General features: G+C 36.6%; 25 protein-coding genes and 1 riboswitch. Of the genes, 17 read left to right on the top strand and 8 right to left on the bottom strand.

The features are described 5' to 3' along the window. Nucleotides 1-60: 60 nt before the first annotated feature. Complete coding sequence (locus ACG9ZL_RS08590; RefSeq protein WP_336950948.1) at nt 61-1,479, top strand: aspartate ammonia-lyase; 1,419 nt, start codon at nt 61-63, stop codon at nt 1,477-1,479. A gap of 142 nt (nt 1,480-1,621) precedes the next feature. Here the strand turns inward: ACG9ZL_RS08590 and ACG9ZL_RS08585 are convergent, their stop codons facing one another. Then, nucleotides 1,622-2,086: an internalin gene (locus ACG9ZL_RS08585; protein ID WP_419359744.1), complete on the bottom strand. Its 465-nt coding sequence runs from the start codon at nt 2,084-2,086 to the stop codon at nt 1,622-1,624. A 229-nt stretch (nt 2,087-2,315) separates the two neighbouring features. Between ACG9ZL_RS08585 and pyrG the strand changes: the two genes are divergently transcribed. From pyrG to ACG9ZL_RS08540, 9 genes are all read left to right on the top strand, one after another. Continuing rightward, nucleotides 2,316-3,956: a CTP synthase gene (gene pyrG, locus ACG9ZL_RS08580; protein ID WP_336950949.1), complete on the top strand. Its 1,641-nt coding sequence runs from the start codon at nt 2,316-2,318 to the stop codon at nt 3,954-3,956. 30 nt (nt 3,957-3,986) lie between these two features. Further along, nucleotides 3,987-4,844, top strand: coding sequence for a 3-deoxy-8-phosphooctulonate synthase (kdsA, locus tag ACG9ZL_RS08575; protein ID WP_336950950.1), 858 nt, complete (start codon nt 3,987-3,989; stop codon nt 4,842-4,844). Nucleotides 4,845-4,889: 45 nt separating this feature from the next. Beyond that, on the top strand, nt 4,890-6,179 hold the full coding sequence (eno, locus tag ACG9ZL_RS08570; protein WP_419359743.1) for a phosphopyruvate hydratase: 1,290 nt from the start codon (nt 4,890-4,892) through the stop codon (nt 6,177-6,179). Nucleotides 6,180-6,579: 400 nt separating this feature from the next. After that, complete coding sequence (ftsB, locus tag ACG9ZL_RS08565; protein WP_336950951.1) at nt 6,580-6,966, top strand: cell division protein FtsB; 387 nt, start codon at nt 6,580-6,582, stop codon at nt 6,964-6,966. Beyond that, complete coding sequence (ispD, locus tag ACG9ZL_RS08560) at nt 6,929-7,648, top strand: 2-C-methyl-D-erythritol 4-phosphate cytidylyltransferase (RefSeq protein ID WP_419327293.1); 720 nt, start codon at nt 6,929-6,931, stop codon at nt 7,646-7,648. The genes ftsB and ispD overlap by 38 nt, the downstream gene beginning before the upstream one ends. Nucleotides 7,649-7,747: 99 nt before the next feature. Then, nucleotides 7,748-8,884, top strand: a complete 1,137-nt coding sequence (rodA, locus tag ACG9ZL_RS08555; protein ID WP_336950953.1) for a rod shape-determining protein RodA — start codon at nt 7,748-7,750, stop codon at nt 8,882-8,884. A 720-nt stretch (nt 8,885-9,604) separates the two neighbouring features. Beyond that, nucleotides 9,605-10,873, top strand: a complete 1,269-nt coding sequence (locus ACG9ZL_RS08550; protein WP_419359742.1) for a D-amino acid dehydrogenase — start codon at nt 9,605-9,607, stop codon at nt 10,871-10,873. A 293-nt stretch (nt 10,874-11,166) separates the two neighbouring features. Then, nucleotides 11,167-11,255, top strand: a riboswitch (glycine riboswitch). Nucleotides 11,256-11,427: 172 nt separating this feature from the next. Next, nucleotides 11,428-12,672 (top strand): D-amino acid dehydrogenase, encoded by a 1,245-nt coding sequence (locus tag ACG9ZL_RS08545; RefSeq protein ID WP_419327362.1) that lies wholly within the window; start codon nt 11,428-11,430, stop codon nt 12,670-12,672. Nucleotides 12,673-13,045: 373 nt separating this feature from the next. After that, on the top strand, nt 13,046-13,363 hold the full coding sequence (locus ACG9ZL_RS08540) for a hypothetical protein (RefSeq protein WP_419359741.1): 318 nt from the start codon (nt 13,046-13,048) through the stop codon (nt 13,361-13,363). An 80-nt stretch (nt 13,364-13,443) separates the two neighbouring features. Here ACG9ZL_RS08540 and nfsB read toward each other — a convergent pair whose 3' ends face one another. From nfsB to ACG9ZL_RS08525, 3 genes are all read right to left on the bottom strand, one after another. After that, nucleotides 13,444-14,097, bottom strand: coding sequence for an oxygen-insensitive NAD(P)H nitroreductase (gene nfsB, locus ACG9ZL_RS08535; protein WP_419359740.1), 654 nt, complete (start codon nt 14,095-14,097; stop codon nt 13,444-13,446). Nucleotides 14,098-14,689: 592 nt separating this feature from the next. Beyond that, nucleotides 14,690-15,412, bottom strand: a complete 723-nt coding sequence (locus ACG9ZL_RS08530) for a UDP-2,3-diacylglucosamine diphosphatase (RefSeq protein WP_419359739.1) — start codon at nt 15,410-15,412, stop codon at nt 14,690-14,692. Between the two features lie 92 nt (nt 15,413-15,504). After that, nucleotides 15,505-16,014 carry a peptidylprolyl isomerase gene (locus tag ACG9ZL_RS08525; RefSeq protein ID WP_105712525.1) on the bottom strand — a complete coding sequence of 170 codons (510 nt, stop codon included), beginning with the start codon at nt 16,012-16,014 and terminating at the stop codon, nt 15,505-15,507. 168 nt (nt 16,015-16,182) lie between these two features. On the opposite strand from ACG9ZL_RS08525, the gene ACG9ZL_RS08520 reads away from it, so the two are divergent. Further along, nucleotides 16,183-17,904 (top strand): glutamine--tRNA ligase/YqeY domain fusion protein, encoded by a 1,722-nt coding sequence (locus tag ACG9ZL_RS08520; protein WP_419327290.1) that lies wholly within the window; start codon nt 16,183-16,185, stop codon nt 17,902-17,904. Nucleotides 17,905-18,040: 136 nt separating this feature from the next. Continuing rightward, complete coding sequence (locus ACG9ZL_RS08515; RefSeq protein ID WP_419327289.1) at nt 18,041-18,361, top strand: pyrimidine/purine nucleoside phosphorylase; 321 nt, start codon at nt 18,041-18,043, stop codon at nt 18,359-18,361. A 24-nt stretch (nt 18,362-18,385) separates the two neighbouring features. Here ACG9ZL_RS08515 and ACG9ZL_RS08510 read toward each other — a convergent pair whose 3' ends face one another. Beyond that, entirely contained in the window at nt 18,386-19,282 is an 897-nt protein-coding gene (locus ACG9ZL_RS08510; RefSeq protein WP_419327288.1) for a LysR family transcriptional regulator, read from the bottom strand. Nucleotides 19,283-19,386: 104 nt separating this feature from the next. On the opposite strand from ACG9ZL_RS08510, the gene ACG9ZL_RS08505 reads away from it, so the two are divergent. Both ACG9ZL_RS08505 and ACG9ZL_RS08500 read left to right on the top strand, forming a co-directional pair. Next, nucleotides 19,387-20,439, top strand: a complete 1,053-nt coding sequence (locus ACG9ZL_RS08505) for an aldo/keto reductase (protein WP_419327287.1) — start codon at nt 19,387-19,389, stop codon at nt 20,437-20,439. Between the two features lie 108 nt (nt 20,440-20,547). Next, complete coding sequence (locus tag ACG9ZL_RS08500) at nt 20,548-20,991, top strand: SRPBCC domain-containing protein (protein WP_336950962.1); 444 nt, start codon at nt 20,548-20,550, stop codon at nt 20,989-20,991. A 57-nt stretch (nt 20,992-21,048) separates the two neighbouring features. On the opposite strand, the gene ACG9ZL_RS08495 is transcribed toward ACG9ZL_RS08500, so the two are convergent. Next, complete coding sequence (locus ACG9ZL_RS08495) at nt 21,049-21,585, bottom strand: lecithin retinol acyltransferase family protein (protein ID WP_209826074.1); 537 nt, start codon at nt 21,583-21,585, stop codon at nt 21,049-21,051. A 189-nt stretch (nt 21,586-21,774) separates the two neighbouring features. On the opposite strand from ACG9ZL_RS08495, the gene ACG9ZL_RS08490 reads away from it, so the two are divergent. Further along, the gene (locus ACG9ZL_RS08490; RefSeq protein WP_419359738.1) at nt 21,775-22,533 is read left to right on the top strand and encodes a phosphodiester glycosidase family protein; all 759 of its coding nucleotides are present in this window, start codon (nt 21,775-21,777) and stop codon (nt 22,531-22,533) included. 93 nt (nt 22,534-22,626) lie between these two features. Here the strand turns inward: ACG9ZL_RS08490 and ACG9ZL_RS08485 are convergent, their stop codons facing one another. Both ACG9ZL_RS08485 and ACG9ZL_RS08480 read right to left on the bottom strand, forming a co-directional pair. Continuing rightward, on the bottom strand, nt 22,627-22,872 hold the full coding sequence (locus ACG9ZL_RS08485) for a hypothetical protein (protein WP_004719975.1): 246 nt from the start codon (nt 22,870-22,872) through the stop codon (nt 22,627-22,629). A 191-nt stretch (nt 22,873-23,063) separates the two neighbouring features. After that, nucleotides 23,064-24,305, bottom strand: a complete 1,242-nt coding sequence (locus ACG9ZL_RS08480) for a transporter (RefSeq protein WP_419359737.1) — start codon at nt 24,303-24,305, stop codon at nt 23,064-23,066. 517 nt (nt 24,306-24,822) lie between these two features. On the opposite strand from ACG9ZL_RS08480, the gene ACG9ZL_RS08475 reads away from it, so the two are divergent. Beyond that, nucleotides 24,823-25,452 carry a TetR/AcrR family transcriptional regulator gene (locus ACG9ZL_RS08475; RefSeq protein WP_056511474.1) on the top strand — a complete coding sequence of 210 codons (630 nt, stop codon included), beginning with the start codon at nt 24,823-24,825 and terminating at the stop codon, nt 25,450-25,452. Nucleotides 25,453-25,481: 29 nt separating this feature from the next. Further along, entirely contained in the window at nt 25,482-26,162 is a 681-nt protein-coding gene (locus ACG9ZL_RS08470; protein WP_336950966.1) for a class I SAM-dependent methyltransferase, read from the top strand. Nucleotides 26,163-26,244: the final 82 nt, after the last annotated feature.

The raw sequence follows: 26,244 nt of genomic DNA, 5'->3' as shown, positions 1-26,244 counted from the left end.
GTCAAGTTTAGATTGTTTCACCTAAGATGAATTGATTATCTTCGTAGAGTTACATTGCAAATGAACATTGAAATTAAAACGAGAACTGAGAAAGATTTATTGGGAATGAAAGAAGTCCCATTTCATTGCTATTACGGTGTACAAACATTAAGAGCGGTTGAGAACTTTAACCTAAGTGCGCATAAATTAAGTCATTTCCCTATTTTTATTCAAGCGCTTGCCATGGTGAAGTCTGCTTGTGTAGAGGCTAATTTTAAATTAAATAAAATTGAAGAAAATAAATATAAAGCGATTCAACATTCATGTCAGCAATTGATAAATGGTTCATACCATAATCAATTCCCTATTGATATGATTCAGGGTGGGGCAGGAACTTCTACAAATATGAATGCAAATGAAGTTATTGCAAACATTGGATTAGAGTTTCTGGGTCATGCAAAAGGCGAATATCAATATCTACATCCCAATAACGATGTAAATATGTCTCAATCGACCAATGATGTATACCCAAGTGCAATAAAAATAGGTCTATTGTTTGCATTGGATCATCTCAATATTCCGTTTCAAAAACTAATTGAAAGCTTAGGTCGCAAAGCTGAAGAGTTCTCTGATATCTTGAAAATGGGACGTACTCAGTTACAAGATGCAGTACCGATGACATTAGGGCAAGAATTTAGTGCTTTTGCGCATACCTTACAAAATGATTTGCAAAAGTTAAATCATATTATGCCAGATTCACTCAGTGTGATTAACTTAGGTGGAACAGCAATCGGTACAGGAATTAATACCGAGCTTGAGTATCGCTTAAATGCGATTCAAGCTTTATCAGAAATCACTGGTAAAAACATTTCAAGCTCACCTGATTTGATTGAAGCGACTACAGATATGGGTGACTTTGTACTTTTATCAAGTTTACTCAAACGTACTGCAACCAAGTTGTCTAAAATCTCTAATGATTTACGTTTGTTATCGAGTGGGCCACGTACTGGTATCGGCGAGATACAATTGGAACCACGCCAGCCTGGTAGTTCAATCATGCCAGGAAAAGTAAATCCAGTGATTCCTGAAGCGATGAATTTGGCGTGTTATCAAATTATTGCAAATGATTTAGCAATTACTTTGGCTGCAGAAGGTGGACAACTACAATTAAATGCGTTTGAGCCATTAATTGCGCTTAAACTATTTGAGTCTATTGAACTATTAGGTAAAGCAATGCAAATGCTGAATGAAAAGTGCATCCAAAATATTCGTGCCAATGCGGCACATTGTCAGCATTTAGTGGATAACTCAATTGGTATCATTACGGTGTTAAACCCATATTTAGGTTATGAAACTACTACACGAATTGCAAAGATGGCAAATGAATCTGGGGAGAGTGTTTTGGCTTTGATTAAAGCTGAGGGATTACTTTCAGATGAAATTTTGGCGGATGTACTTGCTGTTCATAACATGGTTCAGCCAAAACAACACGCAGCTTAGTTTTTTAAACTTATTGTGCAATTTAAGCAATTCATGACTTACATTAGAAATTAAGTTTCATATGACAGATAAAGCTTAATATTTAAACGGATTTATAAAAAAAGGGAAATTATAATTTCCCTTTTTTTAGTGATGAAAAATCTTAGTTTTTCAAAGCTGGTGTAGCAGCAGCGATGGCTGCGGCAACAGCATCATCTTCAGATTGGGCTGAACCAGAGCTTGCTTTTGGTGCTGGAGTTTTAGTTTGTGCAGTTTCAGTTTTTACTGACTCTGCTTTTGCAGGCTTTGCCTCAGTCGCAGCAGATTTACTTTCTGCTTGTGCACTTGGCATTGTTGCATGAGCTTCATGCGTTGGCTCGCGTCGAATTTCTGTGGTTGTATTTGCTGTTTCAGTGCGTTCAACTTCTACATGTGCCGGAATTTCGACTTGTTGTGCATTATTCTGTTCAACGCTTGGTAAGCTTTCAAACTGTGTCGGTTCAGAAGTCGCAGGCTGAGCAGTTTCAACTTTCTCTTGCTCAGCTTCTTTAGGCTCTTCTTTTTTTACACAAGCAGATACCAAAAGCGCTGTCGCAATTGCACCACAAATTAAAAATTTCTTATTCATAATGACTCAAAACAAAACGTATTAAAGAGATGTTACTTAGTATAACAGCAAAATGATATTTAAAAATCACCTTATCAAGTGCTAATTTTTTATTGGAAATGCTGATAGAATAGCCAATTGTTTATTGTTCTATGAATTGATGTGAATTGACTTTGCTTTCTTGGTACAAGGTAAAGTAAAATCGCACAACATTGTAGGCCAATTTAGGCTCCATTGTACGAGAAACTTAATGACCCATTTTATATTCGTAACTGGTGGTGTTGTATCATCACTAGGTAAAGGTATTTCAGCTGCTTCAGTTGCTGCACTTTTAGAAGCCCGTGGTTTAAAAGTAACCATGGTCAAAATGGATCCATACATTAATGTCGATCCTGGGACTATGAGCCCATTCCAGCACGGTGAAGTATTTGTCACAGAAGATGGTGCTGAAACTGACTTAGATTTGGGTTATTACGAGCGTTTCTTACGTCGTGCCAAAATGACCAAATTGAATAACTTTACTTCAGGTCGTGTTTATCAAGACGTTTTAAATAAAGAACGTCGTGGTGATTACCTCGGCGGTACAGTACAAGTTATTCCGCATATTACGGATAATATTAAAGAACGTGTTCTTCGCGCAGGCGAAGGTTATGACGTTGCCATTGTGGAAATCGGTGGGACAGTAGGTGACATTGAATCTCTCCCATTCATGGAATCTGTACGTCAGTTGATGGTTGAGCTTGGTCATAAACGTACCATGTTGATGCATTTGACTTTATTGCCATATATCAAGTCTGCTGCTGAACTTAAAACCAAACCAACTCAACATTCTGTTAAAGAATTATTGTCGATTGGTATTCAACCCGACATTCTGATTTGTCGTACTGAACATGATGTTGACGCAGATACTACCCGTAAAATCGCACTCTTTACAAACGTTGAAGCACGTGCCGTTGTGGTGTGTAAAGATGCGCGTTCAATTTATCAAATTCCTCGTACATTTTATGAACAAAATGTTGATGATTTAATCTGTGAACGTTTTGGTTATGACAGCTTGCCTGAAGCTGATCTTTCGGATTGGGATCATGTTGTTGAAGCATTATTGAACCCAGAATACACAGTTCGAGTTGCGATGGTAGGTAAATATGTTGAATTGCCTGATGCATATAAGTCTGTTAATGAAGCACTATTACATGCAGGTATTCAAAATCGTGTCAAAGTTCAAATTGAGTATATCAATGCAGAAGAACTTGAAGGCCAAAATCCTGCTGAAGTATTAAAAGGTATTGATGCAATATTAGTTCCTGGCGGTTTTGGTGAGCGCGGTACTGAAGGTAAAATGCAGGCGATTCAATATGCCCGTGAAAACAAAGTACCTTTCTTGGGTATTTGTTTAGGTATGCAATTGGCCGTAATTGAATTTGCTCGTCATGTTGCTGCTATGCCAGAGGCGACTTCTACTGAGTTTAATCGTTCAACAAAATTCCCATTGATTGGTTTAATTACGGAATGGCTAGATGAACGTGGTGAAATCCAGCATCGTAGTACTGAGTCAAACCTTGGTGGCACAATGCGTTTAGGTGCCCAAAAATCAGAATTGGTTGAAGGTACTAAAACACGTGAAGTTTACGGCAAAGCTGAAATTACTGAACGTCATCGTCACCGTTATGAAATGAATGATCGCTTCATTCCTGCAATTGAACAAGCAGGTATGAAAATTTCAGGTTATTCTACTGCGCAACATCTTGTTGAAACTGTAGAAATTCCTGAACATCCTTGGTTTATTGCTGTACAATTCCACCCAGAATTTACAAGTTCACCACGTGATGGACATCCATTATTTGCTAGTTTTATCGATGCTGCTAAAAAGCAGCACCAAAACAGCAAGTAAGTATGTAAGAACTTAAACTAGGAAGTTTAAATGTCACAATTAAAACCACAAGAAATTGTACGTTTAGGCGATATACAAATGGCAAATCACTTGCCATTTGTATTATTCGGCGGCATGAACGTACTTGAGTCGAAAGACTTAGCTTTTGAAATTGCAGAAACTTATGTCGATATCTGTACGCGTTTAGAAATACCATATGTATTTAAAGCCAGTTTTGATAAAGCCAATCGTTCAAGCTTACATTCGTTCCGTGGCCCTGGTTTGGAAAAAGGTATCGAATGGTTAGGTGACATTAAAAAGCATTTTAATGTTCCGATTATTACCGATGTCCATGAACCTCACCAAGCTGCCGCTGTCGCTGAAGTTGCAGATATTATCCAGCTTCCAGCATTTCTCAGTCGTCAGACTGATTTGGTTGAAGCAATGGCGAAAACTCAAGCCATTATTAATATCAAAAAAGCGCAATTCCTTTCTCCTCGTGAAATGAGCCATATTCTAAATAAGTGTTTAGAAGCGGGTAATAACAAACTCATTTTGTGTGAACGTGGTACGTCATTTGGCTATAACAACTTAGTCGTTGATATGCTGGGTTTCGACACCATGAAAGAAATGAATGTACCAGTATTTTTTGATGTAACGCATGCATTGCAAACACCGGGCGGTCGTGCAGATTCAGCAGGCGGACGTCGTGCTCAAATCACAACCTTAGCTCGTGCAGGTATGGCGACTGGGCTTGCAGGTTTATTTTTAGAAAGTCATCCAGACCCTGAAAATGCAAAATGTGATGGACCTTGTGCATTACGTATGTCGCAGCTTGAGCCGTTTTTAGCGCAGTTAAAAGAATTGGATACCTTAGTTAAAGGTTTCAAAAAGTTAGATACACATTGATGCGCTTAGAAAGCATCTTATTTTTAATCAACTGAGGAATTATTCATGAGCCAAATCGTTGACATTCGTGCACGTGAAATTTTGGACTCTCGTGGTAACCCAACCATCGAAGCAGACGTAATCCTAGACTCTGGCGTTGTTGGCCGTGCATGTGCACCATCTGGTGCTTCAACTGGTTCTCGTGAAGCTTTAGAACTTCGTGACGGTGATCAATCACGTTACTTAGGTAAAGGTGTTCGCACTGCTGTTCAAAACGTAAATGGTCAAATCAAAGACTTATTAAAAGGTCAAAACGTATTTGAACAAAAAGCACTTGATGACAAAATGATTGCGCTTGATGGCACTGAAAACAAAGAAAAATTAGGTGCAAACGCAACTTTAGCTGTATCTTTAGCTGCTGCGCGTGCTGCTGCTGTTGAGAAGAAAACTGAACTATTCCAATATATTGCAGATCTTCGTGGCCAAACAACTTTGTCTATGCCTGTTCCAATGATGAACATCTTGAACGGTGGCGCACATGCAGACAACACTGTTGATATTCAAGAATTCATGATTGAACCTATAGGTTTCACATCTTTTGCTGAATCTTTACGTGCTGGTGCTGAAATTTTCCATGCTTTGAAATCTGTATTGAAAAAGCAAGGTTTAAATACAGCAGTTGGTGATGAAGGTGGTTTTGCGCCTAACTTACGTTCCAATGAAGAAGCAATTACTGTTATTCTTTCTGCAATTGAAACAACTGGCTATAAAGCAGGTTCTGATATTATGCTTGCACTTGATTGTGCATCTTCAGAATTCTACAAAAATGGTCAATATATTCTTGCAGGTGAAGGCAACAAAGCATTCACAAGTAACCAATTTGCTGACTATCTTGCTGGTCTTGTTAAACAATATCCAATTATCTCAATCGAAGATGGTTTAGATGAGTCTGATTGGGAAGGCTGGAGCTATTTGACTTCTATCCTAGGCGATAAAATCCAATTGGTCGGTGATGATTTGTTCGTTACAAATCCTAAGATTTTACAACGTGGTATTGATGAGAAAGTAGGTAACTCTATCTTAATTAAATACAATCAAATTGGTACTTTGTCTGAAACTTTAGATGCAATCTATCTTGCTAAAGCAAATGGCTACAGCACTGTGATTTCACACCGTTCTGGTGAAACTGAAGATTCTACAATTGCAGATCTTGCTGTAGGTACAGCAGCAGGTCAAATTAAGACTGGTTCACTTTGCCGTTCTGACCGCGTTGCAAAATATAACCAATTGCTTCGTATTGAAGAATTGACTCATGCTGCTTATCGCGGTAAAGCTGAGTTTAAAGGTTTAAATTAATATCTTTTATTGATTTAATTTAAAAAAGGCCATTCTTTTATTTGATATAGGGAATGGCTTTTTATTCGCTAAAAATAATCAAGAATAGTATGTGTTAAGTGAGATTTAATATGATGTAATTGATAAATAATGAAATTTAGAGGTGGAGTTTAATTAGCATAGTTTGTGGAAAAGAAAATTTATAATAAATAATATCGCGATATATGAGTTTTTAGCATAAAGATAATTCTTAAATTTTTAATTACCAAGTAGATTATTGAGCACATAATTATTCTTTTATAAAAAAGAGAATTTATTTTGTTCTAGTTTTGCAGTTTTCGCATAGTTTAGTGTTCTTCATACAAAATATTTGATGTATATTAGCATCTTAATTTAATGCTGTTACTCAAGACGCAAATACATGTTAGAAGTCTTTAAAACAACTTCAAGTAAAGTGATTGCAATACTCGCGATTTTAATTGTTGTGGTATTACAATATCGCTTTTGGTTTGGTGAGGGTGGTCATTTCCCTCATCAAGCTTTACTACAGCAAATTGAACAGCAAGCTGAAGTCAATGCTGAGTTAAAAGAACGCAACCGAATTCTTGCTGCTGAAGTGTATGATTTAAAAAATGGTGCTGAAGCCATAGAAGAACATGCACGTTTAGACCTTGGCTTAGTAAAGCCACATGAAACTTTTGTACAAATGAGTACCATTAGTACCCATTACAAACCTATTTATACCGATCCAAGTGTAGATTTAAGAACCAATGAAGATGACAACGAACCTGCGCCAGAACAACCGTAAAATTTGGGCAATTGTTCCTGCGGCTGGCTCAGGTCGTCGTTTTTCAAAAACTGAACTAAAACAATACCAAGTCATCCAAAATCAAACAGTTTTAGCGCATACAATAGCGCGTTTAAACGATTTACCACTTGCGGGTTATGTACTTGCTGTGGGTGAGCAAGATCATTATGCTCAAACATTGCCATTAAAAAATAAACATTTGAGTCATTTTTGTTTGGGTGGTGCAGAACGTGTTGATTCGGTTTTAAATGCGTTGCGTTATTTAGAACAATTTGCACAAGCCGATGATTTGGTTTTTGTACATGATGCTGCTCGTCCTTGTGTGACACAGCAATGTCTTGAAAACTTAGTCGATACCGCAATAAACCTGAACAGCAGTGCAATTCTTGCAATTCCTGTACGAGATACTTTGAAGTGTGTTGAAAATCAGCAAGATATCAATAAAACAGTCAGTCGTGATCAATTGTGGCAAGCACAAACACCACAAATTTCTACCTTTTCAAAGCTTAAAACGGCAATCGAAAAAGCTTTAGCGAATAATATTGTCATTACAGACGAGGCGAGTGCATTGGAATATATCAATGAACCTGTCAAAGTAGTGATGGGGCGTTCTGATAATATTAAAATTACTTATCCAGATGATTTGGAGTTGGCCAAGTTAATTTTGCAATCGCAGCAATAAAACAACGAAAATAAAAATAATTATGCATTGATTGATTTTCTCAACCGCTATTTATCTCTATAATTTGACCAGATTAAACTAGGTTTAAGATTTGTATTCATGACACCATCGCCACAGTATAAGTTTTTACGTCAATCAGTCAGAGATGGTTTAAGTATTAATCAAAAAGTTTCAAGGTGGGACAAATTACACCTTGATCCTTGGTTATTGGGCTTTTTAATTATCAATGCAATTTTGGGTTTATTGATGGTCTATAGCGCATCTTCTGAAGATATGTCTATGGTCATTCGACAAGCCGTGAGTTTCGGTGTTGGTTTTATTTTGCTTTTTATTTGTGCACAAATTCCACCAAAAGTATATCAAGCGATTAGCCCTTGGTTTTATTTGTTTGCAATTTTGTTGTTGATACTGGTTTTATTGGTCGGTGATGTTCGATTAGGGGCAAAGCGCTGGCTGACCATTCCAGGGATTGGCAGTATGCAACCCAGCGAATTTATGAAGTTTGCCATGCCACTGATGATGGCATGGTATTTTGCACGTAACCCGTTGCCGCCAAAGTTTAAACATATTGTAATTGCCTTGATTATTATGATGGTGCCTTTCGTATTAGCATTATTACAACCAGACTTGGCAATTGGTATCGTGATTGGTGGCGTGTTTGCTTTGTTTTTAAGTGGCATGTCGTGGACTTTAATTATTGGGACTTTAGCGGCATTGGCACTGGCGTTCCCTTTAATTTGGACTTTTGTATTACAAGCTTATCAAAAGAAAAGGATTATGACCTTATTTGATCCTGAGTCAGATGCGCTTGGGGCAGGATGGAATATTATCCAATCTAAAATTGCGATTGGTTCAGGCGGAATGACAGGGCGTGGATTCTTAGAAGGAACACAGTCTCAGTTGGGCTATTTACCTGAACATCATACTGATTTTATTATGTCGACCTATGCAGAAGAATTTGGCTTTATTGGGGTATTCTTCTTATTTGCACTTTATACCGCAATGATTTTTAGATGTATGATCATTAGCTTAAGCAGTTTCCATAATTATGGTCGTTTATTGGCAGGTACGATTGGTTTGTCTTTGTTTTTCTATGTATTTGTAAACTCTGGTATGGTCAGTGGGATTTTACCTGTGACTGGTGATCCATTACCACTTATGAGTTATGGTGGATCGGCGGTAATTGCGTTGTTAGCGAGTTTTGGTATCGTTATGTCTATCCATACGCATAAATAAATAGAATCTTCAAAATTTAAAATTTCTTAAACTAAAGCTATTCCTTCTCTTTTTTAGAGGAGGATAGTATCAAATATAAATAAAAAAGTTTTTCTTAAATTTAAGTTCCTTAGATTGTCAAACTACCTAATTATTCATACAAGTGCAATGCATCAAATTATTGATCATAAATAATAATTATTTTTTTGGATGAACTTTTAGATACTGTTGGTTTTAAATTCGTTTGGTGTACTTTTGAATCATAGATGGTTGTTCTATTGTGTGGCGACATGGATGTCGCCGTTGGGCGGCGCCCATGAGTAAAGAAAAAGCACTGCTTTGTTTGCAGCGCAAGGTTTGGCATCTCCTACGAAAAGTGAGGTATCGCCAACGCAAAGGAATTGAAACTTTGAATGTAAAGTGTGGCATTGCAAGTTTTTTTATAACGGAACAATTTCTTTTTCTATGCAATTAATTTAACTAAAAATATTAATTAGGAGAAATTGTATTCTTATGTCTGAGTTTTTTGACTAGGCAGCTATAATTTGCTGATGGTTTAAAAATCATGTGATATTGTGAATGATGTATCTATTTGAAATCGAATTTAAGCTGACACTTCAACATCAAATCAGTATTGCTAAATCTGTTCTAAGTGCTAAATTAAAATGGTCATATAAATTATTTCTCTAACTACATTATTCTTATTATAAGACGATTAAATCGTATAAGGTTCGGTTCAATATGCATATCATCATCATGGGAGCTGGTGTTATTGGTACAACATCCGCCTACTATCTAAAACAAGCAGGTCATGAAGTCACTGTGATCGATCGGCAACCCAATGTGGCTTTAGAAACCAGTTTTGCCAACGCTGGGCAGATTTCGCCGGGTTATGCGTCGCCTTGGGCTGCACCAGGTATTCCATTAAAAGCGTTTAAATGGATGTTTCAACCACATTCACCATTGGCAATTAAGCTAACGGGTGATATGCATCAGTATCAGTGGATGATCCGTATGTTGGCTGAATGTAATATCAATCGCTACCAAATCAATAAAGAGCGAATGGTACGGATTTCTGAATATAGCCGTGACTGTCTAGATGAATTACGTGCGGAGACTAAAATTCATTTTGATGAGCGCCAATTAGGTACATTACAACTTTTTCGAAAACAACATCAATTGGATGTGGCAGGCAAAGATACCGAAGTTTTAAAACATGAAGGCGTGCCATTTGAGTTGTTGGATAAAGCTGGCGTAATCAAGGCTGAACCTGCTTTAGCCCACGCAACTGTTGATTTTGTTGGTGGTTTGCGTTTACCGAATGACCAGACAGGCGATTGCCAAAAATTTACAACAGAGTTGGCGGAGCTTGCAGCCAAACAAGGGGTCAATTTTTTATTTAATACGGTAATAGAATCAATCGAAAAAGATGCTGAACGGATTACCGCGATTCATTTAAAAGATGGTCGTAAAATCAAGGGAGATGTTTATGTCATGGCACTGGGCAGCTATAGTCATGAAATGCTCAAACAATTGGAAATTGATGCGCCTGTATATCCATTAAAAGGCTATTCGATTACCACCAAAATTGTTGATCCGGCACTTTCACCAGTGTCTACAATCTTAGATGAGTCTTATAAAATTGCCTTAACCCGTTTTGATGATCGAATTCGTGTAGGGGGGATGGCTGAAATTAATGGGTTTGATCGCTCGTTAAAATCTAGTCGTGAAGACACTTTGCTTATGGTTTTACAACAATTATTTCCAAATGCAAGTGACTTATCAGATGCACATTTCTGGACGGGTTTAAGACCTGCGACACCAGATGGTACCCCGATTGTTGGGCAAACAAGGTATCAAAATCTATATACCAATACAGGGCACGGTACCTTGGGTTGGACCATGTCATGTGGTTCTGCAAAATTATTATCAGACATTATTTCTGGAACCACACCACAAATTGAATATGATGATTTGAATGTGTTTCGATATGACTCAGTGAATCACTAAGATGTTTGTGAAACTGATATGAACCAAAGTTAGCAAGTCGCAGAACAGGCAATTTCATTTTCCAATGTGCATTTTTGGCATTGGTTTATGCTTTCACTTCGTGGTTTTAATGAAGAAAATTCAGATGAGGCGATTTAGGCTAATTTCAATCAAACTACAACAAAGCCAGAGTCAGTGATCAAGTTATTGACTAAGCTATTTAATTCTTAAGCGATTTAAAAATTAGATAATAATTGAACATATTTTACTTGTATTCGAGCAAATTCATGGCATATTAATTGCTAATACAAGGAAAGATGATTGCAGGAGAGAAGTCTCTTGCGGACTCGCCGAAGGAGCAACGACCCCGGAAACTCTCAGGCAAAAGGACTGTAATCATTGTAAAACCTCTGGAGAGAAGTCATTCTATTGAAAACAAAAAAGAAATGACTCACCGAAGGGGATGGTAAAGCCTAAATAGTTTAGGTTTTTATCGAAGCTCTCAGGTACACATGACAGATGGGGCATACATTGACAATGTAATTAAAAATATTGCATTTCAACGGAGTGTGCGTATGTGTCATGTCGTCATTATTGGTTCTGGTATTACAGGTGTTACTTCTGCCTATGAACTTGCTCAATTAGGTTATCAAGTTACTGTTATTGATAAACATTTATTTCCCGCAATGGAAACATCATTTGCCAATGGTGGACAGCTGTCTGCGTGTAATGCTGAAGTGTGGAATCAAAAATCCACTGTGTTAAAAGGTATTAAATGGATGGCGAAGAAAGATGCACCATTATTGCTCAATCCATCTTTTGATTTGCACAAATATGCATGGCTGGTCGAATTCCTTGGCAATATCAAACACTATGAAGCAAATACTCAAAATACAGTGAAAATGGCACTTTTAGCGCGTCAAAGGCTATTTAATATTGCTGAACAAGAAGGGATTGATTTTGATTTAGAAAAACGTGGCATCTTGCATTTCTACCATTCTGAATATGATTATAAAGTGGCAACCAACGTCAATGCGCTGTTATGTAAAGGTGGTTTAGAACGCCATGCAGTGACCAATGAAGAAATTAAATCTATCGAACCGAGTTTGACGGGTGAGTACTATGGAGGCTTTTATTGTCCAGGTGATGCAACGGGGGATATTCATAAATTTACCACTGGACTTGCCAAAGCGACTGAAAAATATGGGGTAAAATATTTATTTGGTATGGAAGTTATTAATGTAGAACACACTGCCAATGGGGTGAATATTCAATATCATTCGAGTGTTGAAAACATGGAAGGTGGTTCAGTAGCAGTTGAACAACTCAGTGCAGATGCCGTGGTGATTTGTGGCGGTGTTGGTAGTTATCAATTGGCCAATCAATTGGGCGATCGTGTGAATGTTTATCCTGTAAAAGGCTATTCGATCACCGTACAATTGAATGATGAAGAAAGTATTAATGGTGCACCTTGGGTCAGCTTGCTCGATGAAAGCGCGAAAATCGTCACGTCACGATTAGGCGCTAATCGTTTACGTATTGCTGGAACTGCTGAATTTAATGGCTATAATCGAGATATCCGCTCAGATCGTATCCAACCTTTAACAGATTGGGTCAATAAGAACTTCGATATTTCAACCGAGCATTGTATCCCGTGGGCGGGTTTACGACCAATGATGCCGAATATGATGCCTGTGGTAAAACGTGGAAAACGTGAACGGGTATTTTATAATACAGGGCATGGACATTTAGGCTGGACGTTGTCTGCTGCAACAGCTGTGATGATTAGTCAGGAAATTGCAAGCTCGCATCCGATTTAATCGTATAGGCAATATTTTTGTATTTGCACTCTGGTGAATGTCCATATTCACCAGAGTGCTGGTAAAAATAATTAGGTGTGTTATGAATATAGAATCAACAACTCAAAAGCACTGGCATGAAACGAGCTATGTAAAGTTAGTTGAATCGATTCAATATATTGCACAAAATTATCACGATGTGTACGCCTTGGCCTTGTAGTATTATTGTGATGATGATGAACCTTGTTTTCCCAAAGTTGAGCTGAACTTTAATACCATTGAACAGTTTGAGTCGCAAATTTCTGAATCTTCGAGTCAAGCTGAAGCGAAATGGAATTATGCCTATTGGTTACAACAACCGTCTTGGGATATTGGGGGAGAGAATGATCAGCTTTTGGCACAATGGTTTGAGCAAACACCATTTTATTATTCTCAAAAACAGATGGAATATGCTGAACAAGAAGATGATGCACTATTTAATGAACTTTTAGAAAAAGGCGAGCAGTTTGCTCAATTGTTTATTACACAAATAATCAAAATAGTTCAGCAATTATTTTCTGAAAATATTCTTCAAGATACATTTGGGAAAAATCTTCCAGTCATTATTCATGAGCTTGAATATTATGAAGAACCTATTTCGTGGACCAAAAGAGCCAATCCAAGTGCATTAATCAATGAATTTATGGATGCCTGTGAAAGTGATTTCTCTTAACAAAATATGCTTATGATTCAATGCTGAGGGACGTGATGTGCCCCACAGCACTTATTGAGTGGAAGCAAGCACTTTAAACGTTATAGACGAGTAAAGACATCTTCTTGGGTTAAACGAGACTTGGGCAATTTTGCATTAAAGTCAGTATCACTACGATAACCGAGTGTCATAATCACAGACGGGACCAAATTCTTTTCAATTAAGCCTAATTCTTCAGTCAGAATATCTTCGTCAAAACCACCGATTGGCGTTGCATCGATACCTTCAATACCTGCAGCTAATAGCATTTGACCCAGTGCGATAAAGGTTTGATTTTCCGCCCAGCGCTGAATATCACCTTTTTCATTGCGATAATAAGAGACATAGCCTGTACGACTGTCTTTTTGACCTTGCTTAGCCTTGTCATCTTTAAAGCGGCCACTGAGATCATCCTGCTGAAGTAAATTACTCAGGTGCTGTTCTGTAATATCTGCTTTGGTACAGAATAAAATCGTATGTGATGAATCTAAAACCTTTGGTGCGTTGTAGCTATATTTTCCGATTAAGGCTTTAGCAATACGTTGTTTAGCTGCATCATTCTCAGCAATAAAAAAGTGCCAAGGCTGGATATTGATTGATGATGGTGTCAAACGTAGGATTTCAAGTAAACGTGCAAATTGTGCTTGAGGAATCTTTTTAGAAGAATCATAAGCCTTTGTGGTGTAACGTGTTTTTGCTACATTTAATACATCCATAAGGAGATCTCATATATCGTAAATTTTCGATATATTATATGCTAAAATTCCGAAATGTGAATCTTCAAAACGTAAATAAAGGTGGAAAATCTTTTTTAGCTGGGATAAATATTTGTAAATTTTATCAATGGATTAAATTTGAACCAATATATCCCTGCAAAAAAGCATAAATTAATTGATTAATTCTTAATATTTTATTTCGTGTTTTTATTAAACTCTTAAATCCGCTATTTATCTGGTATTACAATAGACTGGATTCGTTAATTACAGCAGAAAAATCATTGGTTTTAGAATGATCAGAAACTCATTTAACAGTATTAACTTAAGAGAAATTTGATAGAGTAGTGTAGAGGAAAAGACATTTTTAATAATTAAGTATTAAAATTCTTTTATCATTTTTTACTCCATGAAAAAGTGGAATAAGTTGAAAGACATAATATTATTTATAGGCTCAATTTTTGCTCTCTGCTGGATAATATATTAATAAGCATTCTCGTCTATTTTTACTATTAAGCTTACTGTGATATTGATTCATGTTTGGATGGTTTTAATTTTATGGAATTATTAAATCTGTTTAGTTTAAGGGGGGGAGTTATTGAATAATCCACTTAATAAATTTCCAATCCGCATTTTCATCCACTTCTAAAATCATTGCTTCAGATGTTTTTTCACGCCAATCTCCTAAAACAATTCTAGCTTTACCATTTACATCATGAATTTCAGGGCGATGAGTGTGACCATGAACCAACAGATCGACATTATTAATTGCTTTTTCTACTGCTTGTTGGTTAACATCCATAATTTCATAGGACTTATTTTGTTGAGACTCACGGCTTTTTTTACGAAAACCATTAGCAAGTTTTTGTCTAAAACCAAGTGGAGTACTTTTTAAAAGTCCCAATACAATCGGATTGCGAATAATTTTCTTAAATCGTTGATAAGAGATATCATCGGTACATAAAGCATCGCCGTGTTCAAGTCGAAATTGTTTATCAGCTATGGTAAATGTATAAAATTCGGGAAGTAGTTTGCCATCAAACTCATTTAAAAATTTTTCCCCTAAAGCAAAGTCACGATTACCCACTTGAAAATAAATTTGATTACCAGCTTGCAAGGAAAATTGTTTTAGATGCTCAATAATTTCATCTAACCAAGGCGCAGTATAATCATCCCCAATCCAAGCATTAAACCAGTCACCGAGAATAAACAGTTGCGTGTGTTGATATTTATAGTGTTCTAATAAATCAAAAAACCCTCGAACCAGTCGAGGGTGTTCTGGTGACAAATGTAAATCAGCGATAAACAGATAGGTCACTTATTTTTCCTATTTAATAACTCCTCCTAACCTTGCTTAGTAAAGGGAACAATATCCCTTTATTTAAAAGAAGTTTCGGGAGGATTTATAAATTATTCAGAGATAATTTTTGCAGATTCAATCACAATGTTTTCTAAAGGAACATCAGCATGATAACCACGGTTACCTGTACGAACACCTTTGATTGCTTCGACGATGTCTAAGCCTTCAGTCACTTTACCAAATACTGCATAACCCCAACCTTGAGCAGTTTTACCTGTATGGTTAAGGAAAGAGTTATTTTTTACATTGATGAAAAATTGTGCAGAAGCAGAGTGAGGTGCTTGAGTACGTGCCATTGCAACTGTACCCTCATCATTGCTTAAACCATTGTCCGCTTCATTTTCAATTGAATCACGTGTGGTTTTTTCTTTGAAGTTTTCATCCATGCCACCGCCTTGGATCATGAAACCATCAATAACACGATGGAAGATTACGCCATCATAAAAACCATCACGAACATATTCTAAAAAGTTAGCAACAGTTTTTGGTGCTTTTTCAGAGTTAAGTTCAAGAACAATGCGTCCTTTGTTGGTGTTTAATTCGACTTGAGGAAAACTCATTCTATAATCTCCTAATCATGACTAAAAATGTCATGGGTTTTTGGTTGAGAGAAGCATAAGCAAACTGTAAACTACATAGCAAGTAAAAATGTGAAATTCTTTTGTTAAAAAAGGATAAAATCACATTTTATATATTCAATTTTAACTTTTAGAAGTGATTTATCAACTATGAAGCCAAATGATGTTGTTTCAGAACTGCCGAAAACTCCGACAAATAGTCCAAGCCCTGTCGATAATGCGCAGCAAGAACAACAAGCGGGCTTAGATTTTGTACGCCAAGTCATTACAGAAGATTTGGCAGCGGGCCGTACACAAAAAGTTGTTACGCGTTTTCCACCTGAGCCAAATGGTTATCTACATATTGGCCATGTAAAGGCTATTTGCTTAAATTTTGGTATCGCTCAAGAATACGATGGTTTATGTAACTTGCGTTTTGATGACACCAACCCAGATGCTGAAGAACAAGAATATGTTGACGGTATTGCCAATGATGTAAAATGGTTAGGTTTTGAATGGAATGGCGAACCTCGCTATGCATCAAGTTATTTTGACCAATTACATGCTTGGGCAGTTCAGTTGATCAAACAGGGCGATGCTTATGTAGATCTACAAAGCCCAGAAGAAATTAGAATTAACCGTGGTAATTTTGTCGAGCCAGGTAAAAACTCACCTTATCGTGATGCATCTATTGAAGAAAACCTTGCTCGTTTTGAAAAAATGAACAATGGTGAATTGGCCGAAGGTGAAGCAGTATTACGTGCCAAAATTGATATGACATCACCAAATGTACATATGCGAGATCCAATTCTATATCGTGTACTTCATTCAGAACATCACCAAACTGGTGATAAATGGAAAATGTACCCAATGTATGACTATGCTCATCCATTGTCAGATGCGATTGAAGGGATTACACATTCATTATGTACCTTAGAGTTTCAAGACCATCGCCCATTTTATGATTGGGTTGTTGAGAAAGTGCACTCACAATCGGTTCCACGTCAGTATGAATCTAGCCGTTTAAATGTAGATTATACGATTACCTCTAAACGTAAATTACGTAAATTAGTAGAAGGTAACTATGTTCATGGTTGGGATGACCCGCGTATGCCAACTGTGGTGGGCATGCGTCGTCGTGGTTTTACTCCTGAAGGGTTACGTGAGTTTTGTAAGCGTGTAGGTGTATCTAAAACAGACGGTATCGTTGATGTGGCTATGCTTGAATTCTGTATTCGCCAATCCCTTGAAAATACAGCAGCACGTGGTATGGCTGTTTTAAATCCGCTGAAAGTGACTTTGACCAACTTGCCAGCAGATTTGAATTTAAGCCATTCACGTCATCCAAATGTAGATATGGGCGATCGTATTATTCCTTTAACCTCTGAAATTTTTATTGATCGTAAAGACTTTGAAGAAGTTCCGCCAAAAGGTTTTAAACGTTTAGTTCCTGAGGGTGAAGTGCGTTTACGTCATGCGTATGTGATCAAGTGTGATGAAGTGATTAAAGATGCCAATGGCGAAGTGATCGAGTTGAAATGTTCTATTGATCCGGAAACTTTAGGTAAAAACCCAGAAGGTCGTAAAGTGAAAGGCGTTGTACATTGGGTTTCTGCGTCGAAAGGGATTCCTGCTGAGGTTCGAGTTTACGATCGTTTATTCACCGAAGCTGCACCAGATGCGGATGATGATTTCTTAGCAAATTTAAATCCAGAATCTTTAACAGTACTTCAAGCGGTAATTGAGCCTGCTTTGGCACAAGCGCAGCCAGAAGATCGTTTCCAGTTTGAACGCGAGGGTTATTTTGTTGCGGATCAATATGATCATACAGCAGATAAACCTGTGTTCAATCGTGTCTTAGATTTGAAAGATAGCTTTAAACCGGGTAAATAATTTTATTCAATCCTGAATGAAATCATGATTTAAGACCTAGCTTCGGCTAGGTTTTTTTCATGTTGTTTAAAATTGATTGAGTAATACTATAGAAAAAAGATATAGTAAATGCACAAATAATAATCAGGACAAATATATGTCTTCCCAATTTGATTTTGTTACGGTCCATATTAAACCTAATGTCCATTATAAAGGACGATCAATAAGTTATCTTATCGAATGTAAAGATGGTTCGAAGAAAACATTGGGGGTAATTTTACCCACAGAGAAACCTTTAACTTTTGAAACTCATGTGACTGAGCGCATTGAAATTGTTTCTGGAAGATGCTTGGTTCGGATAGCAGATCAAGAAGAAATGGAGGTCTACAGTTGTGGAGAATCTTTTACTGTACCTGCAAATAGTCGTTTTAGTCTGCAATCTAGCGAAGTTGTAGATTATGTTTGTCATTTAGAATAACGAATAATGTTAGGCAAATCATCATTAGAATTCTTTAAAGTAATCCTGTAAATACTCAATAAAAACTTTTACTTTATCAGAGATTAATTTTTTATCTGGAATAACAGCATAAATAGCAGTGGGTTCTACCATAAAATTAGGAAGCACATGAACCAGTTTTCCTGAATCTAAATCGTTTTTGACATGCCAAAGTGAGTGATTGGATATGCCGAGCCCTGCCAAAGACGCCTGACGAATCCCTTCGCCTGAGTTGCTAATAAAATAGCCATTTACGTGGATATTTAATCTTTGATTGGATTTAGCATGATCCAGAAAGTTCCATGTATTGGTGATGCCTTGTTGATGACGCTGCACGATACAACGATGTCGCTGTAAATCCTCTAAACGTTTGGGGATACCAAATTTAGCTAGATATTCAGGTGCAGCACAAAGTAAGCGTTTATTGATAGATAAAGGTTTTGCAATTAAAGAAGAGTCTTGTAGTTTGCCTATGCGAATTGCGATATCCATACCTTGGGTAATAAGATCTACATTTTGGTCATTTAAATCTAGATTGATTAATAATTCAGGGTGGTGTTTTAAAAACTCAGCAATAACTTGAACTAGTATCTGGGTTCCAAAGGTTGCGGAAGCCGTGATATTAATGCTCCCTGAAAGTTTTTGATCTTGAAGCTTTAAATTTTCGGTCAATGTTTGAAAACTATCGAGAAGTGGACGTCCTTGCTTAATCAATATTTTGGCTTCTTCAGTCAGACTCAGTTTACGTGTCGTGCGATAAAAAAGTTTAAGGCTAAGCTGATTTTCAAGCCTTTGCACTCGTTGACTTGCCACTGAAACTGCAATATTGGCTTCTTTTGCGGCTTGGCTGATTGAACCCAAATCTGCGACACGTAAGAAGAAATGAAAGTCTTGTGTATTCATTTTCCATAAAATCGAAAAAGTAATTTCTTATTATCCTGATTTTTTAAACAATACCAAGTTGTTATTTTGTGATGAGACACATTATTCAATCAGGGTGAATGATCATGAAATATAATTTTTTAGGCGAATCTGGTTTAAAAGTATCTGAGTTGGGATTTGGTGCTGGAACCTTTGGAGGAAAAGGTCCTCTATTTTCTGCATGGGGACAAACAGGGCAGATCGAAGCGAATCAAATGATTAGCACATGTATAGATGCAGGAATTAATTTCTTTGATACTGCCGATGTGTATTCAGACGGTGAATCTGAAAAAATGCTTGGAATTGCATTAGCGCCTTATCGGCACAGTACGATTATTTCAACTAAAGTTGCGCTTCGTAGCAATGAGCAAGTGAATCAGGTCGGATTTAGTCGTCATTATTTAATTCATGCAGTAGAGCAATCGTTAAAACGATTAAATACAGACTATATCGATGTTCTACAGTTACATCAGTTTGATAGCTTTACTTCACTCGATCAGCTTATGAAAACTTTAGATGAATTGGTCCGAAGCGGAAAAGTTCGTTATATCGGGGCATCTAATTTTTCAGGCTGGCAATTGATGAAAGCGCAGTCGATTGCAGATCGTTATGGTTATGAAAAAATGGTAGCACATCAGGTGTATTATTCATTGATAGGTCGGGATTATGAATGGGAATTGATGCCTTTAAATCATGATCAGCATATTGGTGCTGTTGTGTGGAGTCCTTTGGGATGGGGACGTTTGACGGGTAAGTTTGATCGTGAGCGTCCTATGCCTGAAAATAGTCGCTTACATGAAACAGCACAATTTGCACCACCCGTAAACAAAGAATATCTTTATCAAGTGATCGATACTTTAAAACAGATTGCATTAGAAACGGGATATTCAGTCCCACAAATTGCTTTAAAATGGCTGTTAACACGAGCTACCGTTTCGACTGTATTGATTGGTGCTCGAAATCAACAACAACTGCAAGATAATCTCATTGCAAAAGATCTAGTACTTATGGATTCACAATTACAGCGTTTAAATCAAGCCAGTGCGGTTTATCCAGCATATCCATATTATCCATATTGGAATGGTCAATTTTCAGAGCGCTATCAGAGCATCGTTGAATCATCACTTATTCAAAACTAATTGGTTAAATTTATTAACAAAAACATGATACTGATTACATAGCACTTATGTTATCAGTATCACTTTGTTATCTATATAATTCAATATAAGTTTAGAAGAGTAATAAGAATGAATCCAACCATTGAAACTCAAATGTTAATTCGTAAACCCGTGTCTGCGGTTTTTAATGCATTTATTGATCCTGACATTACTTCAAAATTCTGGTTTAGTCGATCTACAGGACCACTAAAAGAAGGCAAAATTGTGCAATGGAGTTGGGATAAGTATCAAGTCAGCTCAAAGGTTATGGTATTTAACATTATTGAAAATAAATTGATTCAAATTACTTGGGGTGAACCCAAAACATCGGTAGATTTTATATTTGAAGAAATCAGCTCAGAGCAAACTTATTTAAAAATTAGAAATTATGATATTTCGCTTCAAGGCTCTGAACTAATTCAATTTATTATAGATGCAACTGGAGGATTCACCACAGTGCTGGATGGTTTAAAAGCTTATTTGGAATACGGATTAGAACTCAAATTGGTTGAAGACAAATTTCCACCATTTTAATGGTATTTTAAAATCAGGGCTTTACTTAAGGTCATGTGAAGAACCTCGTTGAGTATTTTACTTTTTAGGCTGTTGTTCTTTAAGAGATAAATAGGTTGGAAGTTTTAATTTTGACTGAGCCCTGAGTTTCATTTTTATATATAAAACTAAAGCAAAACAGGTGGTTGCAACTGTTAAAAATAAGCCATTCATATAGGTCATGATTGAACTGATATAGCCAATCGTGGTTAAACGGTTCATCATTTTTACCACTTGAGGACTACTTTCAACCCCTGTAATTGCCCAACTACACAGATGTTCACAATTATTGATAATTAAATGATAGCTATTTTCGTGCATGCGTGTACGCATACGTCGAACCACATGACGACCAGAAAACTTAGGTTGATCATAGTAACGGACACGGATCACTTTACCATGTGAAAATTTTTCAAGTGAAGTGATTTCGATTGGGCGTTTTTTTACAAAATGTGCCAGTCCAGAATAATGTATAACACGACCTTTTCCAGCATAGATTCCATGATGACTATAGCCAAAATGTTTGACGATTAAATGCGCACCTAACGGGTATTTAGCTATTTGTTTTGTCTGCATATTCCCACTCAGTTCAAATAAAGTGTACACATGTATTTAATTGAAAGGATAGTTTGATTATAACGATGCAAAATGAATTTGATAGCCCTTAAAGTGATAATTAAGTAAAAAAATGCATTAAAAATGCTAATTAGCCTTCATTATTCAATAGATCACACGATAAAATATAACACTTTGAATGGGGTTGTTATGAATTTGAAAACTGGAGTATATGCGCTGATAAGCATGATGGGATTGAGTGCACTTTCCTTTCAAGTCAATGCCAATACCGACTATATCAAAATAATCAAAGACAAGAAGGTGATCGCAGATGCTGTACGTATCGACGATCTTGATCAGCTACAACTATTTTTAAAAAACCAACAAGGACAAACTTATAAAAAGTTCGCAGCTGTACAAAAAGAGCGTAAAAAATGCCAGATCAGTTTTGCCATGAATGCAGGAATGTATCATCCAAATTTTGCACCAGTGGGTTTATACATTGAACAAGGTAAACAACAAACAGAATTAAACCAGCAAAAAAATAAATTTGGTAATTTTTTTATGCAACCCAATGGCGTGGTTGCTTGGAACAATAAGCAAGCTGTGATTAAAACCACTGAGCAATATCTTAAATCTAATTTTAAAGCTCGCTATGCAACACAATCTGGTCCAATGTTGTTGATCAATGGTGAGATCAATCCAATTTTCGTTAAAAACTCAGATTCATTGAAAGTTCGCAATGGGGTGGGAATTAAGAATAATCAACTGTATTTCGTGATAAGTCGTGAAAAAAATAATTTTTATAATTTTGCTGATATTTTTAAGACGCAGCTCAAAACAGATCAAGCTTTATATTTAGATGGTTCAATTTCAAGTGCATTCATTCCACAAGTGAAAAGGCATGATCAGACTTATGATTTAGGCCCAATGTTTATTTATAGTGAAGCAAAAAATTGTGACGATTAAAATGTAAAAATTAAAGTTTTGCTTATGACCTATATGCTAAATCAAAATGGATGCCTGCAAATTGAAGCATCCATTTTGTAGATTAAAGATAAATTACTTAACCATGCCAATGATTGAAGACTGTGCTTTACAGGCTTGAATAGCATCTTCTTTAGATAACTTTTTAATTTCTTCTTCAAAGGCTTTTTTCTGTTCTTTTAGTGAATCTTCAGGAATGCCACTTTGTTTTGCCAAGTCTTCCATATGCTTCCAAGATTCTTCACATTCCTTTGGCATACCACCACATGCGGTTAAGATAGTGCCTAAAGCGAGAATTGGAATTAAACGTAATAATTTCATATTTAGATCCTTTAATTAAGTTGGTTTTTTACTGAGGTTTATTCATATTGATCATTAAAATTTATAGCGTATACAAATGACGGAAAAATGAATTTGTCTTTGAATAAAAAGAAAAAGACTTCATTCTCAAGTATATACACTAGAATGAAGTCTACGCTAAAAACAATTTTAACAAGATCATGCATTGAGCATTAGAAACGGTAACCTATTTTTAAACCATAGCCTATGGCATTGTTGTCACGATAATCACCTTGTTGGGCAATTTCTGAAGCACCGGGTACCGGAATGTAATAGGTACCATCTTGTGCCGTGGCATCCCCAATCCAAATATATTTGATGCCTCCTGCGATAAAATAATTTTCAGCAGGATTGTATTGAACACCCAACCCTAAGCCCCAACCGCCTTTGGTAGGATTCAATACAGAAGCAGGATTTCCAGTACCAGAATCCCATGAAACATCAGCCGACGCAGCCCATTTTTGTGTAAATTGATGTCCTAAACCAATAGTGATGCTGTATTGGTCTTTTTGATAGTCATCGAGATTGAATCCACCAGCATACAGGCCTTGGCTTAACTCAGCTGTTGCCAGTTCAGTGAGTGCACCAAACTGTGTTGGACGGATTCTAAAATCTTTCCAATTTACCCAACGTGCATTTAAATATGCCAGCGTGTCTTTATAGATGCCTGTTTGAAAATCTAAATTTACCGATTGTGGCGTTTTGATTTCTGTATCTTTATCAGTGGTGAATGCTAAAGGTTGTCCAAAAATCGTTTCTTGAGCATCTATTTTGTGCTTGATTTCAGAACGATAAGTCACGGCTGCCTTTAAAGCAATTTCAGGAATCTGAAAAGCAGCACCAGCAAGCCATCCAACAGCACTATCTTGTTTAAAGTTGGCATCATAGCCATTAAACACACTCATCGAATTACCACGTAAAGACACTTTGCCTTTGACTGTCTGGTATACGCCACCGCCGTAGAGGTTAAAATGAGCATCTGGCTGAAAACCAAATAGCATCGCAATATTTTGAGTATCAACATCCGCAAGGGTACCTTCCATACTGATTTCAGTATCAGAGAAGGTATTATTGCTACGTAAAGGATATTCGATTGCAGCACCATAAGGTTGATCATAGATGAGCCCAAAGGAAACTTTTGGCGCAATTTGCAGTTTTAATGCTGCATTATAGTATTGATATGATTGTGCCATATCACCTGTACTCAAATCATTGCTGCCTGCATTGACTAAATCAGGTCGATTTCGAACTTTACCTGATACTTTCGGGTCAACTGCGGCAATACTGGCTTCGAAATAATTCTTGTCTTCAAGAAACGCCAGTATCGATTGACCAGATTGATCCATCGCAGCTGCATGAGTATAAGCAGTGGGTAAAATGCTGAGGATACTGAGAATGAGTGATTGAGTTTTCATGCTTTTCTTTCCTTGAATGTTTTTTTTATTTCGCTTATAAAATTCAGATAAAACTATAGCGAATAATAGGCCTTAAGCTATTAGTTTATTTAAGTTTTATCTGAAAGCTTTGTGATTTTAGTGAATCATTTTTACTGGATTTAATAAAGGGGTGTAATGACCAATTTAAGGGGGGATTATCGGACAATTCATGTTTGCATTGTCTTAAGAAGTTACATTAGTTCATTTGAGAAAGCTTAAGTATCTAGTACTGATTTAAAAAGGCTCATTTTTCAAAAAGGAGTAATTAAAAATGACTGTGTCTATTGATACGGATTTGATAGATCAGCAATGGTACAAAATAGCCTCAACAAGATCTGTAAGCTCATCAATGATTTATTAAATATTGAATGAAGCGATCAGGGTGGATAGCTTATTGCGGCAAAATTTATTAGTATTTAATCTGAATTACCTTGTGGTATCAGCAAGGACAAACTATTCATTGCCAGTTTATTTGGAAAGGAATTTACGTATCGCTATGAACTATAAAAGATCCTCTGTCATGGAAGAGAAAATGCAACAGAACCGCGAGATGATTTTATTGTCTGCACGAGAGCTGGTTGCACAAGGAGGATTTAAAGATGCACAAATTCAAGCGATTGCAGATCGGGCAGGCGTTTCAAGTGGACTGGTCTATCGTTATTTTGAAAATAAAAATCAGGTACTGATTGAAGTTTTAAATGCAGCGATTCATATCGAAGTCAATATTCTCAATGATATTGCACATACCCAACTCAGCGCGCTAGAAAAACTAGATCGAGCTGTCACAACCTTTGTAAAAAGGGCAATGAACAGCCCTCGACTTTCTTATTCGTTATTGTTTGAACCTGTCGATCCTCAATTTGAGTTAGAACGTTTTCAAAGCAAGCAATTGATTAAAGAAAGTATTATTAAAATTTTGACCGAAGGGCGTCATTCAGGTGAGTTTATTTTTGAGGATTTAAACACCACCGCATTGTGCATCGTGGGTGCAATGACTTTTGTTGTGATTGAACCTTTAAGTATCGCCAAGACCAAGCGTTTTGATAAAAGCTATAAAGAGTATTTTGTAAAACAAATCGCTGATTTTTGTTTGCAGGCAGTGAAAGTTAAACATCCTCAGGAATAATATTAATCATCATTGCAAGGGTTAAAGGAATGGCAAAGGACTTTAATAATCCAGTTGTAGTTGAAGGATATGATGCGCATATTCGTAGATTAATTCCCGGCTATGAACTGATACATTTACAAGTCCATGCTGTATTAAAGAGCTATGTATTGACTCAAGCGAAGATTTTAGTCGTGGGATGTGGTACAGGTTATGAACTGCAATATTTGGCTGAGCAATTTCCTCACTGGAATTTTACAGCAATCGATCCTGCAGCAAATATGATTGATAAAGCCAAACAACATATAGCTGGTTTAGGGCTTTGTTCTCGAATTCAGTTTGTACAAGGTGATACATCTGTTCTTAAACAAGTCGATGAGAATTTTGATGTGGCTTTGGCTATCTTGGTTTCACATTTTGTTCCAGTTGATGCAAAAGCACAATTCTTAAAAGATATTGCAAATCACCTAAGCAGTACTGGTCTATGTTTAAGTTATGAATTGATGGAAATTTCGAATGCCAAACAATTACAAGCTTTAAAAAATCTGAGTTTAGCAACAGGATTAACAGAAAAACAGGCGCAACTTATGGCAGAACGTATTGAACAAGATTTTGCTTTAATTTCTGTTGATGAAATGAGCGCTTTGTATTTACAAGCAGGTTTTAAGCGTGTGGAAAGTTTTGCTCAAGTATTGAATTATCATGGTTTTATTGCATTTAAAACGGACTAAGAAAAACGTCTAAGTAATAACTAAAAATCATTTTTTGCTTTAAAGTAAATCAATTAGTCATATTGCTATACGCTTACAAAAA

Origin of the sequence: Acinetobacter legionensis (assembly GCF_048551735.1) — a bacterium.
Classification (GTDB): domain Bacteria; phylum Pseudomonadota; class Gammaproteobacteria; order Pseudomonadales; family Moraxellaceae; genus Acinetobacter.
The sequence above is the reverse complement of the archived record's forward strand: the minus strand, read 5'-3'. Positions and strand labels throughout refer to the sequence as shown.

Coding starts and splice junctions, on each gene's coding strand:
- ACG9ZL_RS08590 (WP_336950948.1), top strand. CDS start 61: ATGAACATTGAAATTAAAACGAGAACTGAGAAAGATTTATTGGGAATG.
- ACG9ZL_RS08495 (WP_209826074.1), bottom strand. CDS start 21,585: ATGCAGACAAAACAAATAGCTAAATACCCGTTAGGTGCGCATTTAATC.
- eno (WP_419359743.1), top strand. CDS start 4,890: ATGAGCCAAATCGTTGACATTCGTGCACGTGAAATTTTGGACTCTCGT.
- ftsB (WP_336950951.1), top strand. CDS start 6,580: ATGTTAGAAGTCTTTAAAACAACTTCAAGTAAAGTGATTGCAATACTC.
- ACG9ZL_RS08485 (WP_004719975.1), bottom strand. CDS start 22,872: ATGAAATTATTACGTTTAATTCCAATTCTCGCTTTAGGCACTATCTTA.
- ACG9ZL_RS08505 (WP_419327287.1), top strand. CDS start 19,387: ATGAAATATAATTTTTTAGGCGAATCTGGTTTAAAAGTATCTGAGTTG.
- ispD (WP_419327293.1), top strand. CDS start 6,929: ATGAAGATGACAACGAACCTGCGCCAGAACAACCGTAAAATTTGGGCA.
- pyrG (WP_336950949.1), top strand. CDS start 2,316: ATGACCCATTTTATATTCGTAACTGGTGGTGTTGTATCATCACTAGGT.
- nfsB (WP_419359740.1), bottom strand. CDS start 14,097: ATGGATGTATTAAATGTAGCAAAAACACGTTACACCACAAAGGCTTAT.
- ACG9ZL_RS08520 (WP_419327290.1), top strand. CDS start 16,183: ATGAAGCCAAATGATGTTGTTTCAGAACTGCCGAAAACTCCGACAAAT.
- ACG9ZL_RS08475 (WP_056511474.1), top strand. CDS start 24,823: ATGAACTATAAAAGATCCTCTGTCATGGAAGAGAAAATGCAACAGAAC.
- ACG9ZL_RS08585 (WP_419359744.1), bottom strand. CDS start 2,086: ATGAATAAGAAATTTTTAATTTGTGGTGCAATTGCGACAGCGCTTTTG.
- ACG9ZL_RS08490 (WP_419359738.1), top strand. CDS start 21,775: ATGAATTTGAAAACTGGAGTATATGCGCTGATAAGCATGATGGGATTG.
- ACG9ZL_RS08545 (WP_419327362.1), top strand. CDS start 11,428: ATGTGTCATGTCGTCATTATTGGTTCTGGTATTACAGGTGTTACTTCT.
- ACG9ZL_RS08525 (WP_105712525.1), bottom strand. CDS start 16,014: ATGAGTTTTCCTCAAGTCGAATTAAACACCAACAAAGGACGCATTGTT.
- kdsA (WP_336950950.1), top strand. CDS start 3,987: ATGTCACAATTAAAACCACAAGAAATTGTACGTTTAGGCGATATACAA.
- ACG9ZL_RS08470 (WP_336950966.1), top strand. CDS start 25,482: ATGGCAAAGGACTTTAATAATCCAGTTGTAGTTGAAGGATATGATGCG.
- ACG9ZL_RS08500 (WP_336950962.1), top strand. CDS start 20,548: ATGAATCCAACCATTGAAACTCAAATGTTAATTCGTAAACCCGTGTCT.
- ACG9ZL_RS08515 (WP_419327289.1), top strand. CDS start 18,041: ATGTCTTCCCAATTTGATTTTGTTACGGTCCATATTAAACCTAATGTC.
- ACG9ZL_RS08550 (WP_419359742.1), top strand. CDS start 9,605: ATGCATATCATCATCATGGGAGCTGGTGTTATTGGTACAACATCCGCC.
- ACG9ZL_RS08510 (WP_419327288.1), bottom strand. CDS start 19,282: ATGAATACACAAGACTTTCATTTCTTCTTACGTGTCGCAGATTTGGGT.
- ACG9ZL_RS08480 (WP_419359737.1), bottom strand. CDS start 24,305: ATGAAAACTCAATCACTCATTCTCAGTATCCTCAGCATTTTACCCACT.
- rodA (WP_336950953.1), top strand. CDS start 7,748: ATGACACCATCGCCACAGTATAAGTTTTTACGTCAATCAGTCAGAGAT.